This window comes from Natrarchaeobaculum sulfurireducens (genome assembly GCF_003430825.1).
In the GTDB taxonomy this organism is placed as follows: Archaea; Halobacteriota; Halobacteria; order Halobacteriales; family Natrialbaceae; genus Natrarchaeobaculum; species Natrarchaeobaculum sulfurireducens.
Genome location: NZ_CP024047.1, coordinates 2,468,895 through 2,487,262, shown reverse-complemented (window position 1 = coordinate 2,487,262; position 18,368 = coordinate 2,468,895). Strand labels below are relative to the sequence as shown.

Genomic DNA, 18,368 nt, shown 5'->3' with positions numbered 1-18,368 from the left:
TCAGAACTGGTTATGCAGTTCCGTAGACCTCTTCGCGGACCCAGTCATAGCCTTTGTCCTCGAGCTCTGCAGCGAGCGAGGCGTCGCCGCTTTTGACGACTTGGCCGTCGAGCATGATGTGGACGTGGTCCGGCTCGACGTAATCGAGGATGCGCTGGTAGTGGGTGATCTGGAGGATTCCAGTGCCGACCTCGTCGCGAAGCGCGTTGATGCCATCCGAGACGTCCTGCAGTCGGTCGATGTCGAGCCCGGAGTCGATCTCGTCGAGGACGGCGACCGAGGGCTCTAAGATTGCGGCCTGGAGCACTTCGTTCTGTTTCTTCTCACCGCCGGAGAAGCCCGCGTTGAGGTAGCGCATGGCGAACTTCTCGTCCATGTCGAGCTGTTCCATCTTCTCGGAGAGGATCTCCTGGAACTCGGCGACGCCGACTTCGCCCTCGTCTGCGGGGCCTTCCATCGGCGACGTCTCGAAGCCTTCGTCTTCTTCGTCGTCGTCTTCACCTTCGTCTTCTTCGAAAAGTTCTTCGCGCTCTTCGATCTTCGCGTTCAGCGCCGTGCGAAGGAAGTTCGACATGGTGACGCCTTCGATCTCGGCAGGATACTGGAAGGCGAGGAAGACACCCAGCGCCGCACGCTCGTTAGGCTCGAGGTCGAGGAGATTCCAGGTTCGCTGGTCCTCGTCGATCTCGACTTCGTCGCCGAACTCGTCTTCGTCGAGGTGAATCAGAACCTCGCCGTCGGTTACTTCGTACGCCGGGTGACCGGCAACGACTTTCGCCGTCGTCGACTTACCCGAGCCGTTTGGTCCCATCAGGGCGTGGATTTCGCCCGTTTCGACCTCGAGATCGACGCCCTCTAGAATTTTTTCGTCGCCATCTGCAACTTTCGCGTGTAGGTTGTTCAGTTCGAGACGTGCCATAGTACTCTGTCGTCCGAATGGTGGGTCGTCTTCCTGATAACGGTTTCGTATCCGGGTGGATACGGTTTCGAATAACGAATATTATTTCACCAAATGGAAACGCCGAATCGGTTCGACTGAATTCCGCCGATCGAACCGACCAGCTACCCTTTGTTTGACGGGTCTGGTCCAGCCCCGACGACGGCCCCACGTAACCTCGAGGATCGATGAGCAGTCTCGACTCACCGGTCGGGTGTCCACGGGAGCGACACCGGACGGATGCTACTCGAGGGTCCCGGGGCGGTCGAGAGCGTCCTCGAATAGTCAGTTAGGTGGTGAGTATTCCACCGGAAACCTGGTGTGCCCGAGTGACTCTCGATATCGACGGCTAAGCCGTTTTCTCCGCGTACGTGAAATAAAATCGCTAGCGAATCGTGACGTTCGTCCTACAAATACATACTAGACTAGACATATGTACGTCGAGTTAGTAGATCAGTTGATGATCAGGGGCCACCCCCTACTTGCGGCCGGGGTCGCAGTTACGTTGCTCGTTGCGGCCGCACTGGGTACGGGAACGTTGGCCGCTGGCGGCACGGTGATCGCGTCCGATATCGGTACTACCGGTGGTTCGGAAGCGAGCGATGCGACGACTGCCAACGGCGTATCGTTCGACGATCGAACGGACCACGAGGGATCCGACGGGGACATCCTCGAGCGATCACCGTCCGATTCCGGCGGCCAACTCGACGAGAACCTCACCAACGCGACGGGCGAGGTGACTGTCGTCGTGCGATTCGAACACGAGGAACCGGTCGGAATCACCGACACCGACTCGGATCCCGTCGAGCAGTTGCGGACCGCCGCCGAAGCGAGCCAACGCGAGTTCCGCGAGAGCTACGGCGACGCTGGAGCGGTCCGTACCCAGGACGATGCGCCGGTCGTGATCGAACGGGAGTTCTGGCTCGCGAACGCGATGGTCGTCACCGTCGACACGGACCGCGTTCCGATCGAGGCGTTCGTAGAGACCGAGGGCGTCAGTGACGTTCACGAGAACTTCGAGCTGTGTCTCGACGGGGCGGCCGTCGGGGGCGGGGAGGCAGGTGTCTATTCGACGGCCGGAATCACAGACCCGGTCGAGGCGACCGGCGACGAAACGACGTACGGCCTCGAGTTGATCAACGCGCCCGACGTCTGGGAGACGGTCGAGACGCAGGGCGAGGGAACGACGGTCGCGGTCTTCGATACGGGTGCCGACCCCACCCACGAGGACGTCGACGTCGAGGCGTGGGCCGAGTTCGACGTGTTCGGCAATCTCGTAAGTGATGATCCGACCGATGCCTACGACAACAACGGCCACGGGACCCACGTCGCGGGGACCGTCGTCGGCGGCGACGCAAGCGGGACCGCCATCGGCGTCGCCCCGGAGGCCGACTTACACGCGATCAAGGTTTTGAACGACGACGGCACGGGGTCGTTCGCCCAGATCATCGCCGGGATGGAACACGCGATCGAAGACGACGACGTCGATATCCTGCAGTTGAGTCTCGGGGTCGACGGAACGCAAGACGGGATGGTCGAACCGGTTCGAAACGCCCGTGAGGCAGGACAGCTCGTCGTCGCCTCCGTCGGTAACGACGATGACGGCCAGTCGGGCTCGCCGGGGAACGTCTTCGACTCGGTGAGCGTGGGCGCGGTCGATTCCTCGAGCGACGTCGCGAGCTTTTCCGGCGGCGAGGAGATCAGCGCCGACGACTGGGACGACCCCCCATCGGAGTGGCCCGACACGTACGTCGTCCCGAGCATAACGGCCCCGGGGGTCGGCGTCGAGAGTGCAGCCATCGATACCGGCGACGGGACGACCGCGAGAAGCGGCACCAGCATGGCCGCCCCGCACGTCTCGGGGACGGCGGCCCTCGTGCTCTCGGCGGTCGACGACGACGGGCTCGGGGACGACGAACTCGTCGACCTGCTCGAGGAGACGGCCGTTCATCCGGACGACGAACGCGAGCCCGACACCCGATACGGCCACGGGATCGTCGACGCCGTCGAGGCTGTCAACACCGCACTCGAGGAGTTCGAGGGCGAGGCGACGGTCGAGGGGACCGTCACTGACGACAGCGAGGATCCGATCGAGGGAGCGATCGTCGAGTCGGACGCCGAGGGTACGCCGACGGCCGAGACCGACGCCGACGGCGCGTACGAACTCGAGACGGTGGCTGGCGAGCAAACGATCTCGGCCGAGGCGTTCGGCTGGAACCGTACCGAAACGGAGACGACCGTTCCAACCGACGGAACGGCGATCGACTTCGAGCTGAACGAACCGATCGTGACAGTCGAGCGAACGGGCGACTCCACCAACCGGTTAGATCCGGCAGAGACAGACACGATCACCTTCCGCGTGGCAAACGTCGAGGGGTACGCCGTCAGCCTGACCGACGAGAGCGAGACCGTCGACGGGGACTCCGTCGATACCGATGAGATCGACCTCGATGTGAACGGATCGGACGCCGACTTCGACGAGCAGACGGCGTTTGCGAACCGAAATACGACCGACGAGTTTACCGTCACCATCGATCCCGAAGACGAAATCGATCTCAGTCGGATCCAGCTCGAGCACGAGTTCGACGGTCCGGGCGGGAACGTACGCGAGACCACCGGGATCACGACGATCCATTCGGATCGGGTTCCGGCGGGTACCGACCGGAATCTGTCCGACCTGATCGAGTTCGTCGTGGCGGGAACGACGATCGTCGTCGACGAGGATCGAACCGAAACCGCCACTGAGGACGGTGCAGCCGTCGAACTGGACCGTGATATTTCGCTGGCAGGGAGCGCTACACTCGCCATCGAAACCGAGGCGGAAGAGCGTGACGCGATCGGTATCAACGTCACCAACGAGTTCGCCAACGTCGAGAACCTCACCGTCGACGGCGAGGAGGGTGTCGACGTCGGCATCCGCGTCGTGGGCGACTCGGCATCGAACCTCACAGGCGACGGCCACGACGGCCTCGACGTCGACACCGACGTGAGCCCGAACGTCGACAACGTCACCGTCAGCAACGCAACCGTCGGTATCCAGACGTTCGAGGCCCGCGGGATCGCCGGTTCGACCGTCGAGGACGTCACCGACGGGATCGTCCTCGAGGAGTCGACGTTCCGGGTCTGGAACACCACGGTTGCGCCCGACGAGCGTGGGATCGTCGCCACCGCCTCGAGCACGCTCGAGAACAACACGATCGACGGGGGGACGACGGGACTCCGGATCGACGCCGCCGGGGTAGACGGAGCCGACAACGACGTCGATGGGGCGACCACCGGCCTGGCGGTGCTCGAGGGAGCCGACGGCACGACCCTCACCGACACCGCGTTCAGCGAGACCGTTGGGACGGCGATCCTGTTCGACGGGGCAACGAACAGCGATCTCACTGCATCGGCGGCGAACGAGTCCTCGACGGTCGAGTACCGGAACGTCGATATCGAGGACGACAACGCCCTCGAGATCGAACTCGCGAACGGACGCCAGATCGGGACCGTCGGCCAGAACGTGACTGTTGCACAGAATACCAATCCGCCCGACGTCGACGATCAGTTGCCGATCGACGCGAACCTCTCGATCGAGGAAACCGAAAGCGACGCCGGTGAAGTCGACCTCGAGGTCTTCTACACGCCGAACGACTTCTCGGCGATCTTCGAGGAGTCGTTCGGCCTGTACAATCACGACGGAGACGAGTGGTCAGAACTCGAGGCGGACCTGGATACGGACAGTCGAACGCTCTCGACGACGATCGACTCGTTTAGCTCCTTCAGCACCGCCGGAAGCGAGGAGGGCGGGACGATCAACGGAACGGTGACCGACACCATCACCGGCGACCCGATCGAGGCGATCGACGTCACGGCCGACAACGGGAGCACGACCAGCACCCGACGGACGAACGAGGTAGGCGAGTACGACATCTCGGTCCCTGTTCGCGACGAAACGTTCAACGTCACTGCGGGACTCGAGAACGCCTCCTACGACCCCTCCGAGACGGTGGAGACGAAGAAGTTCGAGAGCGGGGGCAATACCTACACCGTCGACCTCGAGACCCAACTCTCGAACGCGACCATCGAGGGGACGGCCACCGCTGCGGACACGGGTGACCCACTCGAGGGCGTGACCCTCGAGGCCGAGACCGAGGACGGACACCGGGTGGCAAACACGACCGACGCCGACGGCCACTACGAGCTGTCACTGCTCCCGAGTACGTACAACGGATCGTACACGCTGAACGCCTCGATAGTCGACTTCGAGGAGGAGACGATCTTCGAGGACCGGAAGCTCAACGCTGCAGCGGAGGTGATCGAAGACGTCGCCCTCGAGCCGAAACCGGGAACGATCGAGGGGACGGTGACCGACAGTGAGGACGAATCGGGGATCGAAGCGGTGACGGTGTCGGCAGACGGCGGGGAGACGACGACCGACGCCGACGGACACTACGAACTGTCGGATCTCGACCGCGGCGACCGGACGGTGACCGTCGAGGCCCACGGCTACAACGGGACGACCCGGAGCGTTTCGCTTCCGGCCAACGCGACCATCACGGAAGACGTGGCCCTCGAGCCCGTTCCGGTGTACACGATCGAGGCGGTCGACCTGCCCGACAGCGTCGATCACGGTGACACGCTCTCGGGAACGGCGACGGTTCGAAACGACGGGCTCGCCAACGGCACGGGAACGATTACCCTCGAGCTGTCGGCCCTCGAGCTATCCGATTCGTCTTCGATCGATCTCGAGCCCGAGGAGGAAGAGGGGGTCGATCTTTCGGTGTCGATCCCCAGCAGTGCGTCCACTGGGGAGTACGAGGCGACGATCTCGAGTAGCGACGACACGGCCGTCCGCCCGGTCGACGTGACGACGGCGTCCAGCGACGACAGTGGCGGCGGTGGCGGCGGTGGGCAGGGCGGTGGCGGTGGCCAGGGTGGCGGCGGTGGCGGTAGCGGTGGGAGCGGGAGTGCGGGCGACGACGGCCCGCCCTCCTTCGACAACATCCGCGGGACGCTGACGCTCGTGACGCCCTCGAGTGAGTCCTCGACGCCGATCGAAGACAGTGATCCCGATACCCCCGGAACGACCGTCATTACGACCGACGCGAACGGCGTCGAACAGGTTCAGTTCACCGCGGACGATCTTACGGGCACGATCGACATTGCCGAGTACGACCGCCCACCACAGCGGATCCGGGACGATGTAACCGCGTCGATCGAGGCGGACATCGACCGGTTCGACGACGATCCGTTCGAGATCGTCTCCTTTTCGGAGATGTCCTCCTCGCTTTCCGCCAGGGACGACTCCTCGGCGACGGTTACCCTCGACCTCGAGGCCGATTCCGTCGAGGAACCCGACCAGCTGACGACGATCAAAGAAACCTGGTCGTTCTCGCGCCAGCAGTGGGAGTGGCAGGAGAAGCCGACGACCGTCGAGGAGACGGACGACGAGACGATCACCGTCTCCGTCGACGTCGACTCGTTTAGCTTCTTCGTGCTCGCGGAAACCGAGGGCGAACCGACACCCGTCGACTCGGGGGACGAACCAGCGTCCGATCCCGAAGACGAGCCATCCGAGGAGGAGCCATCCGAGGACGACGATACCGACGACGGGATCTCCGGCTTCGGGCTCGCCGTCACCATCCTCGCGGTGCTCGTCGCCGTCGGCTGGACGGCCCGGCGGCGAACAACGTCCCTCGAGTGACCGTCGACCGACCTATCATACCGAATCCACTTTCGTCCGATCGATCCCGTAGAGAGGCTCGAGGATACTGTAGAGACGGTATCGAGGAACGAACGGATGACGACGAGACGTGCCTATACTCCCCGTCGACCTGTTCAGCGGGGCGTCGACTCCCGCTCGAGTTACATGAAGCTATCCAGGCCGGTCTGCTCCTGGCCGCTTTTGACCTCCTCCCACGAGACGTCGAGCGCCTCGAGAATGCGCTCGATCGGTCCTTTTAGCGTCTTCTCGAGCATCGTGTCGTAGTCGACTTCGAACTCCTCGGGGATCTGGTCGTCGTACTCGAAACAGATGACGTCGGGGTCGCGCTTGAACGCACCGTAGAGGGGGTCGTGCTGGGGGTCGAACCCTCCGTCCGACTCCATTCGCCGGAAGAACGCCGGGTCGATCCGATCGAGGTAGAGCCGCTTCGGTTTGCTCCCTCGCTGGAAGTTGGTGTCGAGCAGCAGGTTCGCGTACTTCGCGCCTCGAACCTGTGCCGTGTCGGTGTCGTAGTTGTCCAGTCGTTTGCCGATGCCGCCCGGGATAGCGATGTCCTCGAGGCTCACGTCGCCAGCCAGCACGTCCTCGATGACGCCGTTGACGTACTCCTTTGCACCCTCGACGTCGCCGTCTTTGACGATCATCTCGATGACCTCGTGCTGGACGCGTTTGGTGATCGGTGCGATGTCCGACCGCTGGTACTCGAAGCCGACGATGTCGATGGTGTCGACGTCTTTGCCTTCTTTCCAGACGATGTGACCCGCGTAGCGTTTCTTCTTGCCAGCCTGGAAAAAGCGCCGATACAGTTTCTCGAACTCGATCTGGAAGCGGTGGTCCTCGGCGTTCAGTTTCTCCGCTGCGAAGTCGCCGTACCGGTCGTTGATGTGCGCTTCGATCTCGAAGGACTGTTCGATCGCCTCGGCGTTCGAGACGCCGGAGCCCAACTCGAGCATCACTGAATCGGTATCTCCGTACGTAACCTGGTAATCTAGTTCGTTTGCAGCGGTTTCGGTAAATTCGATTACTTCGCGACCAGTGGCCGTGATCGCCGCTGCGGCGTCCTTGTCATAGAGTCGGAACTGTTCCCATCCCGACACGCCGTAGAGCGAATTCATGATGACCTTCACGGCACCCTGCTGGCGGTCGTACTGCTCGTACTCGGGTGTGCCGGGTTCGTGTTCGTTGCGCAGGGTCTTTTTCTCCTCGCGTTCGGCGAGCAGTTCCTCGATCATCTCGCGATTGACGCCGTCGGGTTCCTTGCGAAAGTGGGTTCCAGAGGGTGCGAGGTAGGTCTCGCCGTCGTACTCGGCGGGGTCGACCCTGGTCTCCGGCGAGGCGTTGATCGTCACCATACACATCGGGTACAGCGACTTCAGGTCGAGTACGGTGACGTTCTCTTTGACGCCCGTGATCGGGTCGAACACTGCACCGCCTTCGTACTCCTCGCCGGCTTCCTGCTGCCCCTTCGAGGGGAGCGCAAATCGGCCGTGGGCCTGGTGGAGGACGTACATGTCGACTGCATCGCCCGGCGTGGGGGCGTCCTCGAGTTTACAGCCGACGAACGAGCGCACTTCGCCCCAGAAGGGGATGATCTGCTGCTGGCGGTCGAGTTCGACACAGAGTTCGACGTCCCGGAGGTTGTACTCGAGGAGTTTCGTCGGATCGTCCTCCCAGAGGTCGCCGATCTTGCCCGCATATCGTTCCTTGCCGACGCCGAGTTCGGCCTCACCGACGGCGTCGAGCCGGTAGGAATCCAGTTCCGAGAAGACCATCCGCTGGTAGCCATAGAGCAGGTCGAAGACGACCCGGCCCTTGATGTCGGGGCCACCCCAGTTGCTCCGCCAGACCTCGTCGACCCGAGAGAGGCGGTCGATCGAGAGGTCGTAGTCGTGGTGTGGGCCGTCGAGTTCCTCGAGGCGGTCGAGGAAGTACGGCGCGTCGAAATCCTCGAAGTTCCATCCTGTGAGGACATCTGGATCCGTCGTCTCGACGTACTCGACGAACGCCTCGAGCATCGCTTCTTCTTCCTCGAACGCCCGAACGTCGTGGTCGATTTCACCCTCGATCGGATCGTAGTCGGTGATCGCCTCGGGGATCTCACCGTCGCCATCGTCGGCTCCGGTGATCCACATAACGTACTCATCACGGTAGGAATCGTGACTCGTGAGACAGACGATCGACTCCTCTCCCTCTTCTGGGAATCCGTGTCGGTCTTCGACCTCGATGTCGAAGGTCAGCACGCGTGGGTCCGCATCGACGTCGGCGGCTTCGACTTCCTCGTGGGGAATCACGAGCGAGTCGTCTTCTGTGCGGCGCTCGGGGACGCGGATGCCGCTACGGACGTCTTTGTCGATCAGAAAGCGGTTCGGAAAGAGGATGTCCGCTTCGTAGTGTTCGAAGTCGTCACGGATCTGGCCGACGTCTCTCGGGGTCTGGCCGAAGATCTTGGTCAGTTTCTCGCCCCGGATGCTCTCGTAGGGTTCGCCGTTTCGATCGTGTTCGCGACTGTCAGTCAGTCGGTCGTACTCCTCTTCCGGCGGCCGCTCGAGCGACGTCGTGGGCGCGTAGAAATACGGCCGGAAGCCGACGACCTGAACGTGCTCGAGGGTGCCGTCGTTCGTTCGCCCGAATACGTGGATGATCGGTCGCTCGTCGTCGCCATAGCCAGCGACCGTGTAGTCGACCTGCATCACCGCGAGCTCGAGTTCGCCGTCGGGCTCTGGCAGGGTCTCCGCCACGACGTCGACCACCTCGGCGGTGCTCGAGCCGCCGTTGCCGGCGACGGCGATCGCCTCTTCGTCCGGCCGGTCGTCGGACGCCGAAAACTGCGTGAGTCCGGTCTGGCCCGCCTCAGTCATGATGTCGGGGTTTGCAGGCGGCGAATAAAAATCCCCCATACTCCCGTCCGGACCGGCCATCGAGAGACCGAGTGTGTGAATTTGCAGGAGCAACAAGACATATTACGTGGTAACACATACCAAGATATCAGGTGATCGGTGTGTCTACTCTCAACGATGACGATAAGCAGGATGGCGAGCGTGAATCGACTGCACCGGAAGACCCCCAGCTGATCGAGTCCTACGAGACCGACGAGTGTGTCGTTTTCTACGACGCGTACAACCCGCTCGCGTGGGTCGAAACCTCACGGCCGCTCACGCTCGACGAGTGCGCCTGAGTCTCCCAACGTCGAATACGAACCCTTTTTTCGTCGCTCACTGACCCTACGAGCGTGGTGTTCGACCGCAGCGAACACGAACCCGAAGAGACAGACCCCGAAGCTGACTTTCGGGATCCAGAGAGCGACTCGCTCACGATTCCACGCGTCGACACCGAGGACGCAGGTTCGGGGCTCAAATCAGACATTGAGGCGGACCAAAAGATCGAGACGATCGATCCTCCCGAGGTGCCGACGACGGAGACTGAGGTCCCCAGTGAACTCGCGAAGGCGTTCTGGGCGCTCGTCATCGTAGTCAACGGGGCGGTGCTCGGAATCTCACTCGGCGCGATGTTCCTGGTCTTCGAGGGCGACACCCAGCGAGGTGGAGCGTTGTTCGCTGGTGGCGTTCTCCTGCTTGGGTTCGCGATTCGCCGGTACAGCGCGTTCCGAACGTCGGCTTCGGCGTCGGCCGACGGGATGGACACCGAGGACGGAACCGACGAGGACATACCTGACGACGATGCAACCGACGAAGACGTACTCGACGACGGTGCAACTGGCGATGATCTCCCCGACGACGATGCAACCGACGCATCCGGGTAAAGTATTTCAGGTGACGAACACGAGTACCCCTTACCGAACGCGTACCCGACTATGAAGACCGTTCAGGACGACACCGGAAAGCGGTACCTGCTGCTCAAACAAGCCGAACAGGCGAGCCTCGTCCGCGATCCCGACAGCGGAAACGAGTGTTACGTCCAGAACGACCGTCTCGAGGCACTCGAGGAGAGCCCGCTGGAGACGGCCGCCCGGACGGTCTCGAGCCCCGTGCGGACACTCCTGACGAGCGTTCACGACGAGGCGACGCTCGGCTTGCTCTGTGAGCTCGAGACGCGGGGCCCGCTCGCGATCCGGACCGTTCTATCGGCGTACGATTTCTGCGAGAGCGATCTCAACGGTCGACTCGCCGTTCTGGCCACGGCCGATCTCATCGGGGAGACCGAGATCGCTGGCGAACGTGGATACGAACTCACCGACACGGGCAAGACGGCGCTCGAGGCAATTCGGCCGACAGAGGAGGGAACGACAGCTTCCGATCGACGAACTGGCGCATCCGAGGACGATCCTTGAGCCGGCCGCTCGAGTCGCGCTCACTCAGAGGCGAGTAACGCAGCCTCCGGCGGCTCGCCGCGCTCGAGTCGCGAGCGATTCGATGTGGCGTCTTTCTCGATCCGAACGAGCGAGTCGGCCGCACCGACGAGTTCCTCGTCGTGGCTGACGACGACGATCTGTTCGACACCGAGATCGCGCATCGACTCGACCAGCGAGACGAGTTGGGTCACGTGGCCCGAGTCGAGAAACACCGTCGGCTCGTCGAGAATGAGCGGCGGCATCGGTGCCGTTCCCTCGACGCCCTCCGCGAGCAGTCGGTAGATCGCACACCGGAGGCTGAGGTTGAACAGCGCCCGCTCACCACCGGAGAGTTGCTCGGGCTCGAGGGGTTCGCCGTCTTTCTGATAGACCGTCAGCCGGTAGTCGCCGTCTAACTCGATCGACGCGTACGAATCGTTCTGATAGACCAGCTCGAACGTCTCGTTGAGCAGGCGTTCGAGGGTCTCGACGTTTCGCTGGCGCAACTCGGCGCGTAACTCACCGTAGGTCGTCTGGAGGGTTTCGGCTTCGTTGTACAGTGATTCGAGACGATCACATCGGGCCTCGAGTTTCTCGAGTTCGTCGCGGCGTTCCTCGAGTTCCTCGAGTTCGCGTTCGACTGCCCCGATCGCGTTCTGGAGTTCCGTTCGCCGTGTTTCGAGTTCCTCGAGTTTCGCGTCGACTTTCTCGATGTACTCCCGGGCGTTTTGTTCGTCCTGTCTCGCCGTCGCGACGCGCTCTTCGTCGAACTCGGATTTGAGTTCGCGCTTTCGCTTGCGTTTGTCCGAGAGCGTCTCACGACGTTCGTCGTTCATCGTCCGCCAGTCCGACCGGCGTTCGCGGTAGGTCTCGATCTCGGTTGCGAGGTCGCGGCGTTCGTCGTCGATCGCCTCGACGCGTCGGAGCGACTCGAGGACCGATTTGATCTCGCCGCGTTCGGTGTTAATCTCGCCGAGTTCGGTCCGCTTCTCGTCGACGTCGCCCGCGAGATCGTCGGCCGTCGTTCGCTTCTCTTTGGCCTCGGACTCGTACTCATCGGCTCGCTCGAGTAACTGCGTTCGACTCTCACGGCGCTCCTCGAGCGTCTCGCGTTTTTCGGCGAGCAACTGGGCGACGTTCTCGCGGTTTTCTTCGAGCCGGTCGACGCGACGTTCGGCGTCCCGGAGCTCCTCGGCGCGCTCGAGGCGTTCGTCGACGGCGTCGCGGTCGTCCTCGAGGGCATCACGTCGGTCCTGCAGGTCGGCAAGCTCCTCGCGTTTCTCGTCCAAGACGTCGACGTGTGGCGAGTCCTCGACGGGCTGGCCACACTCGGGACACTTGCCCTCCTCGAGCAGCCGTTCGCCCTCCTCGATGGCGTTCTCGACGGTCCTGATCTCTGCGGTGACGTCACCGAGATCGTCCGTTAGCTCCTCGCAATCGGCCTCGAGACTCTCGATACGGTCGGCTGCGTCGCCGAACTCGACTGGTGCATCCTCGAACCGCCCGCGAGCCGTTTCGATCCGTGTGTCGAGTTCCTCGAGGCTCGCTTCTCGCTCGTCGATGGCGTTCTCGTCGGCCTCGAGTTTGGCGGCGACGTCGTCAGCTTGCTCGCGGGCGTTCGCGGCCTGTGCTTCGAGTTCGTCGGCCGCTGTCCGGAGGCGTTCGATCTCCCCGGTCGTCTCCGTGATCGTGACACGGACGTCCTCTAGATCGTCACGGAGTGTCTCGTCGCGTTCTTCGAGGGCCGCAATCGCTGTCTCGACATCGTCTCCGTCGGGCGCATCGACCGTCTCCAGTAGCTCGGCCCGTTCCTCGGCGAGCGTCTCGCGTCGGTCTTCGCGTGCGTTAATCTCGTCTTTTGCGTCCTCGCGGTCGCGTTCGGTCTCCTCGATCTTCGAGCGCAGGGTGTCGATCTCCTCGGTGAGCGTCTCGATCTCCTCGCGAGTCTCCTCGTGGCGCTCGAGGACCTCCTTGGCGGTCTCCAGGGTCGTCCGTGCCTGCTCGCGCTGGGTCTCGAAGTGATCGATCTCCTCGTTCACCTCGGCCTGGCGCGACTCGAGTCCGTTCAGGCGCTCGTGGAGGTCCTTGTCTTCTTTCCGTTCGACCCGTTGGCGGACGTTCTCTGTGACCTCTCGTTGGCCGTCGAGCACCGACTTGACCCCCAGGCGGGCGTCGCTCGCTCGCTCGCGGTAGTCCTCGAGCGCGCCAAGCTGGAGCAGGTCGTCGATCATGTCCTGGCGATCACTCGGTGAGGCGTGGATGAGCTTGTTGACCTCGCCTTGGCGGACGTACGCGCAGTTGACGAATGCGTCGGCGTCCATCCGCAACAGCTCGGTCACCTCCCGGCGGACGTCGCGGGCGCCCTCGATCGTTTCCGTGGGCGTCTCGAGGACACACGTCGTCGTCGTTGCCCGGTCGCCCCGGAGTTTGAGTGCTCGCTCGACGTGGTAGTCCCGGCCGTCGTGGGTGAACCACAGTTCGACCTCGGTCTCTTCCTCGCCGGTCGTGATGACGTCGTCGAGGGTGCGGTCGTCGAGCGCCTTCGAGCCGTACAGCGCGAAGAAGACGGCCTCGAGCAGCGTCGACTTTCCGCTGCCGTTGACGCCGTGGACGACGGTGACGCCCCGCTCGAGGGCGAGATCGGCGTCGCCGTAACACTTGAAGTTGCGCAGCCGGACCCGATCGACTTTCACGCGAAATCACCCAGCGAGGCGTGGTCTGCGTCCTCGTCGGCGGTCGTCTCGGCCGTTTCGACTGGCTCGTCCATCGATTCGTCGGCATCCGAGCCGCTGGCCTCCGCGTCGGCAGTCGACCCTGAATCGGCGGTCTCCACGTCGGTGTTCGAACCCGAGCTGTCGGCCTCCACGTCGGCAGTTGAACTCGGGTCGGCTGCCGTGTCCGTCTCTGACAACTGGTCGGCGACGGTCGTCACGTCGGCGTCGTCCGGCGATCGCTCGGGGGCGGGGTCGAACGCCGCATCGTCGTCCTCGAGTAACTCCCTGACGCGACGTTCGACCGACTCGCGGACGTTCGAATCGGGCAGGTCGCCGTCACGGACCGTGCCGTCGATCTCGAGAGCGGCGTTGCTCAGCCCGAGGTCACGGACGCGTTCGCGGACGGCAGCGTCGGGGTCGGCGAAGCTCACCGAGACGGCCTCGTCCTCGTCGGGGAGGTCACGACGGTCGTTGACTCTGGCGACGAGTGCGCCGCGGTCGGTGGCGAGTTCCTCGATCGAGGCGGGTGTAATCGGCCGGCCCTCGCCTTCGATGGTGACGATGACGACTGCGTCCTCGAGGTCGTACTCACGGACGCGCTCGGTGACGCGGTCGACCCCCTCGTCTTCGGCGAGGTCGACGTCGACGAAGACGAACTCGCGGGTATCCGCGATCGAACGGCGGGTGATTGCGACCTCCTCGTCGAACGTGACGAGGTTGTAGCCACGGGGATCGCGTTCGCTCGCGCTCGCACGCTCGGTCGAGCCACAGTAGGTAACCCAGGTATCTCGGACTTCCGCAGTGTCGGCGGCGTGGTTGTCGCCGAGCAAGACGGCGTCGAACTCGACCGTCGACTCGGCGAGGAGGCGGTCGGTGTCCCAGTCGGCGTGGGCGAACGGCTCGAACAGACCGTGGCTGACGAGAACCGAGTGGTCGGCCGACTCGGGGACAGACTCGAAGTCGTACTCGAGGGCGTCACGCCGGGAGCGAGGGACGAAATCGAGGCCGTAGAAGGCGACGTCGTCGACCACGACGGGGCTGTCGTCGAGTCGGGTCGCGAGACCGAGATCAGCAAAGAGATCGAGCCACTGCGCGTCGCGTTTCCCCTCGTGGTTGCCGACGACGGCCAGAAAGGGCACGTCGGCGTCGGCGAGCGTACGGAGGATTTCAACGGTTCCCTGGAGGTCGATAAGGCCGGGACGACGGTCGTGAAAGAGGTCTCCGGCGTGGATGACGGCGTCGACGTCGTCGGTAATGGCGTCTTCCGCGACCTCGCGGAAGGCCTCGAGAAAGTCTCGCCGTCGGTCGGGCGAGTTGTACTGCTGATACCCGATGTGGGTGTCGCCCGTGTGTATCACCCGTGTCATTGGCCAGTGGTTGGACAGCGGCCCCTAAATGGGTTCCGTGACCGGAGTGAAAGTAAATCCGAACCATCGGCTAGCAGTACAGTTTCGCGCTCGAACACCGGACGACAGAAAGCAAAGAAGTGGAAATGCGGGGCCGACGATCAGGGTTCGATGTCGAGCGTGTACAGGCGCTTGCGTGCGTCAGAAAAGGAAAAGCGCGATTCGATAACGTTCTCCTCGTCGAGTCGGTTGAGCGCGTACCGGACCGTCCGCGAGGGGAGAAGCGTCTCCTCGGCGATCTCCTGTTGGGTCATCGTGTCGTTGTACTCGAGAACCTTCGCAACGAGTTTGGCACTCGGCGGCAGTTCGCGAACGTCTTCCCACGTTCCTCGCTGGTCTGTGTCCCCTCGAACGGGCTCTGAAGCACTCATCGTATACTCCTATCGAATACAGAGTGATAATATTTTCTCTTTCGCATAATGCTCAGCAGTTATTCCCTGAAGGGGTGTACAGGCAATCAAGGCGACTGCCCCGGGGCTTGACCCCGGGGTTGAAGCCGACAACAGCAATTCACAAACAACATTCCGGAACTCCTTATATGTTCTAACACGTATTAGTGCGTGTGCCAAGACGATATACCGTGACAGTCCCAGAAGAGGATGGGGAGTGGCTTGATAGCCAGCCCCATCTCTCACCGAGTGGTCTGTTACAAAAAGCAATCCAAGAACAGCGAGAAAAAGAGGAATCAGAGTAACAGTTATGAAACACACGCTTCGCTTCCCGGCGTACCTGTCCGATGACGTGGAGAGCGAAGCGTGGCACCACATCGACATCCTCCGCCAAATCCGCAACCACGCCGTTCGAGACTACTACAACTCCGACTCCAACAACCAGCCATCCGACTACGACCAACATAACAAACTCACCGGGTGGGCAGACCAATGGCCGACCTTCGCAGAACCCTCCGACACGCCGCACAACAAGCCATCACCCAAATCCACAGCGATCTGGAAACCTTGAAAGGACGGCGAGAAAACGGCTACAACGTCGGGCGGCTAAAGTGGCAAGGTCGTGGTGAGTTTCGGTCAGTGTCGTACAATCAACCCCGTCGCTGGAACGTGGATCACAACACGGGCGACGACCGATTCGTGCGACTCCGACTCGAAAAGATCGGCTGGTTCAAAATCCGCGCAGACCGCGACGTGCCATCCAAAGACGAGATTGACGAAATCATCCTCAAAAAGGAGTCGACGGGCGAGTGGTACGTCTCGCTCGTCACCACCGTCGAAGGCACATCCGAGAAACCGTCACTAAGCGAGATCGAAGCCGAGGGCTGCGTGGGCGTTGACCTCGGCATCACCAGCTACATCCACACGTCAGAAAACCTCTCCGTGGAAACGCTCGACCTGTCGGACGAGTACGACCGCTACGCACGCGAGCAGCGGAAACTCGCCCAGAAAGAACACGGCTCCAACAACTGGGAGAAACAACGCCAACAGGTGGCGCGAGTCAAACGGAAAATCAAGCGGAAGATCGAAGATTTCCAGCACAAGCTGACGACGTGGCTCGTCCAAGAGTACGACGTGGTGGCCGTCGAGGATTTGGACGTGAAGCCGATGCTGGAAACCAGCCAGAACGCCAAAAACAAGCAGGATGCGGCGTGGTCGCGGTTCATCGAGCTGTTGGAGTACAAAGGCGAGTTGCACGGCACGCACGTCGAAACGGTCGAACCTCGTGGGACGACGAAAGAGTGTTCAGTTTGTGGTGTCGAGACGGATAAGCCGATCTGGGTACGTGAGCACTCGTGTCCGGCGTGCGGCCACGAAGAGGATCGTGATTTGAATGCGGCGAAGAATATTCTCACTCGTGGATTGCGGCAGTTAGGGCTGGGACAGTCCGAATCAACGCCTGTGCAGACTGCGCTCCCTACGTTCACACCTCAGCGAGAGGCTGTGGATGCAAAGCGCGTCGTTGAAGCAGGAAGCCCCGGGGCTTGACCCGGGGTGAGTTCACCGACCCGAAGCCTCTTATGAACCAACCCCCAACATCCGTGTGATGAGCGACACTGTGGACGACGTCGACCTCCCGTATGACGAGGACGAGGCGTCCCAACAGGAGAAGATCCAGGCGCTCGAGGACCGGCTGGAAATCCTCGAGACGCAAAACGAGGAGATGCGCGATAAGCTCCTCGATGCGAACGCCGAGAACAACAAATACCAGCAGAAACTCGAGCGACTGACTCACGAGAACAAGAAGCTCAAACAGTCGCCGCTGTTCGTCGCCACGGTCCAGGAGGTGTCGGACGAGGGTGTCATTATCAAACAGCACGGGAACAATCAGGAGGCCCTCACCGAGGTCACCGAAGAGATGCGCGAAGACATCGCGCCAGACGACCGGGTGGCGGTCAACAACTCCCTCTCTATCGTCAAGACGCTCTCTAGCGAAACCGACGTCCGGGCCCGCGTGATGGAAGTCACCGAGAGTCCCGAAGTCAGCTACGAGGACATTGGCGGCCTCGAGGAGCAACTCCAAGAGGTTCGTGAAACCGTCGAGATGCCCCTCGAGAAGCCCGACATGTTCGAGGACGTGGGCATCGATCCACCGAGTGGCGTCCTGCTGTACGGTCCACCCGGGACGGGTAAGACGATGCTCGCGAAGGCCGTCGCCAACCAGACCGACGCGACCTTCATCAAGATGGCCGGCTCCGAACTCGTCCACAAATTCATCGGCGAGGGTGCCAAACTCGTCCGGGACCTGTTCGACGTGGCCCGCGAACACGAACCTGCCGTCATCTTCATCGACGAGATCGACGCAATCGCTGCCAAACGCACGGAGTCGAAGACGTCGGGCGACGCCGAGGTCCAGCGAACGATGATGCAACTGCTCGCCGAGATGGACGGCTTCGAAGAACGCGGCGAGATCCGTATCATCGCCGCCACCAACCGCTTCGACATGCTCGACCGGGCGATCCTTCGCCCCGGTCGGTTCGACCGCCTCATCGAGGTGCCGAAACCAGGCGAGGAGGGTCGCGAACTCATCTTCCAGATCCACACCCGCAACATGAACGTCGACGACGACGTCGACTTTGCCGCCCTGGCCGAAGAAACGGCGGACGCCTCCGGTGCCGATATCAAAGCTGTTTGTACCGAAGCCGGTATGTTCGCCATCCGTGACGACCGTACCGAGATCCGCGGAGAGGACTTCCAGAACGCCTGGGACAAGGTGCAGGCCGACTCGGACACCACCGAGGACGTCTCGAAGACGTTCGCCTGACCGGAGCAGTCGATTCTCCCGGCGTCGCTTTCGAGACGATACCGACTCATCCAGTGAACCCGCTCGAGCGACGGTGTTCACTCAGCACAGCCGCTGGCGC

At 62.4% G+C, this 18,368-nt stretch carries 10 protein-coding genes and 1 pseudogene; 6 read left to right on the top strand and 5 right to left on the bottom strand.

All coding sequences use genetic code 11. From position 1 onward, the window contains the following. Positions 1 to 10: 10 nt before the first annotated feature. Complete coding sequence (locus tag AArc1_RS13245) at positions 11 to 919, bottom strand: ABC transporter ATP-binding protein (protein ID WP_117364824.1); 909 nt, start codon at positions 917 to 919, stop codon at positions 11 to 13. A gap of 478 nt (positions 920 to 1,397) precedes the next feature. Here AArc1_RS13245 and AArc1_RS13240 point away from each other — a divergent pair, with 478 nt between their 5' ends. Then, positions 1,398 to 6,626 carry a S8 family serine peptidase gene (locus AArc1_RS13240; RefSeq protein ID WP_161958296.1) on the top strand — a complete coding sequence of 1,743 codons (5,229 nt, stop codon included), beginning with the start codon at positions 1,398 to 1,400 and terminating at the stop codon, positions 6,624 to 6,626. A 161-nt stretch (positions 6,627 to 6,787) separates the two neighbouring features. Here the strand turns inward: AArc1_RS13240 and AArc1_RS13235 are convergent, their stop codons facing one another. Continuing rightward, entirely contained in the window at positions 6,788 to 9,505 is a 2,718-nt protein-coding gene (locus AArc1_RS13235; protein ID WP_117364822.1) for a DNA-directed DNA polymerase, read from the bottom strand. Between the two features lie 131 nt (positions 9,506 to 9,636). Between AArc1_RS13235 and AArc1_RS19115 the strand changes: the two genes are divergently transcribed. Genes AArc1_RS19115 through AArc1_RS13220 form a run of 3 tightly spaced genes read left to right on the top strand, consistent with a single transcriptional unit; the run spans position 9,637 to position 10,935 of the window. Then, on the top strand, positions 9,637 to 9,822 hold the full coding sequence (locus AArc1_RS19115; protein ID WP_117364821.1) for a DUF7331 family protein: 186 nt from the start codon (positions 9,637 to 9,639) through the stop codon (positions 9,820 to 9,822). 54 nt (positions 9,823 to 9,876) lie between these two features. Further along, positions 9,877 to 10,407 (top strand): DUF7322 domain-containing protein, encoded by a 531-nt coding sequence (locus tag AArc1_RS13225; RefSeq protein WP_117364820.1) that lies wholly within the window; start codon positions 9,877 to 9,879, stop codon positions 10,405 to 10,407. Positions 10,408 to 10,458: 51 nt separating this feature from the next. After that, positions 10,459 to 10,935, top strand: a complete 477-nt coding sequence (locus AArc1_RS13220; RefSeq protein WP_117364819.1) for a DUF7346 family protein — start codon at positions 10,459 to 10,461, stop codon at positions 10,933 to 10,935. A gap of 20 nt (positions 10,936 to 10,955) precedes the next feature. Here the strand turns inward: AArc1_RS13220 and rad50 are convergent, their stop codons facing one another. The 3 genes from rad50 to AArc1_RS13205 form a co-directional block, all read right to left on the bottom strand. Next, complete coding sequence (rad50, locus tag AArc1_RS13215) at positions 10,956 to 13,628, bottom strand: DNA double-strand break repair ATPase Rad50 (protein WP_117364818.1); 2,673 nt, start codon at positions 13,626 to 13,628, stop codon at positions 10,956 to 10,958. After that, positions 13,625 to 15,016, bottom strand: a complete 1,392-nt coding sequence (gene mre11, locus AArc1_RS13210; RefSeq protein WP_117364817.1) for a DNA double-strand break repair protein Mre11 — start codon at positions 15,014 to 15,016, stop codon at positions 13,625 to 13,627. The genes rad50 and mre11 overlap by 4 nt, the downstream gene beginning before the upstream one ends. A gap of 140 nt (positions 15,017 to 15,156) precedes the next feature. Next, positions 15,157 to 15,426 carry a MarR family transcriptional regulator gene (locus AArc1_RS13205; protein ID WP_117364816.1) on the bottom strand — a complete coding sequence of 90 codons (270 nt, stop codon included), beginning with the start codon at positions 15,424 to 15,426 and terminating at the stop codon, positions 15,157 to 15,159. 328 nt (positions 15,427 to 15,754) lie between these two features. Here AArc1_RS13205 and AArc1_RS13200 point away from each other — a divergent pair. After that, a pseudogene (locus tag AArc1_RS13200) lies at positions 15,755 to 16,992 on the top strand (RNA-guided endonuclease InsQ/TnpB family protein). 58 nt (positions 16,993 to 17,050) lie between these two features. Beyond that, entirely contained in the window at positions 17,051 to 18,268 is a 1,218-nt protein-coding gene (pan1, locus tag AArc1_RS13195) for a proteasome-activating nucleotidase Pan1 (RefSeq protein WP_117364815.1), read from the top strand. The last annotated feature ends 100 nt before the right edge of the window (positions 18,269 to 18,368 follow it).

Coding starts and splice junctions, on each gene's coding strand:
- mre11 (WP_117364817.1), bottom strand. CDS start 15,016: ATGACACGGGTGATACACACGGGCGACACCCACATCGGGTATCAGCAG.
- AArc1_RS13220 (WP_117364819.1), top strand. CDS start 10,459: ATGAAGACCGTTCAGGACGACACCGGAAAGCGGTACCTGCTGCTCAAA.
- AArc1_RS13205 (WP_117364816.1), bottom strand. CDS start 15,426: ATGAGTGCTTCAGAGCCCGTTCGAGGGGACACAGACCAGCGAGGAACG.
- AArc1_RS13240 (WP_161958296.1), top strand. CDS start 1,398: ATGATCAGGGGCCACCCCCTACTTGCGGCCGGGGTCGCAGTTACGTTG.
- AArc1_RS13245 (WP_117364824.1), bottom strand. CDS start 919: ATGGCACGTCTCGAACTGAACAACCTACACGCGAAAGTTGCAGATGGC.
- AArc1_RS13235 (WP_117364822.1), bottom strand. CDS start 9,505: ATGACTGAGGCGGGCCAGACCGGACTCACGCAGTTTTCGGCGTCCGAC.
- pan1 (WP_117364815.1), top strand. CDS start 17,051: ATGAGCGACACTGTGGACGACGTCGACCTCCCGTATGACGAGGACGAG.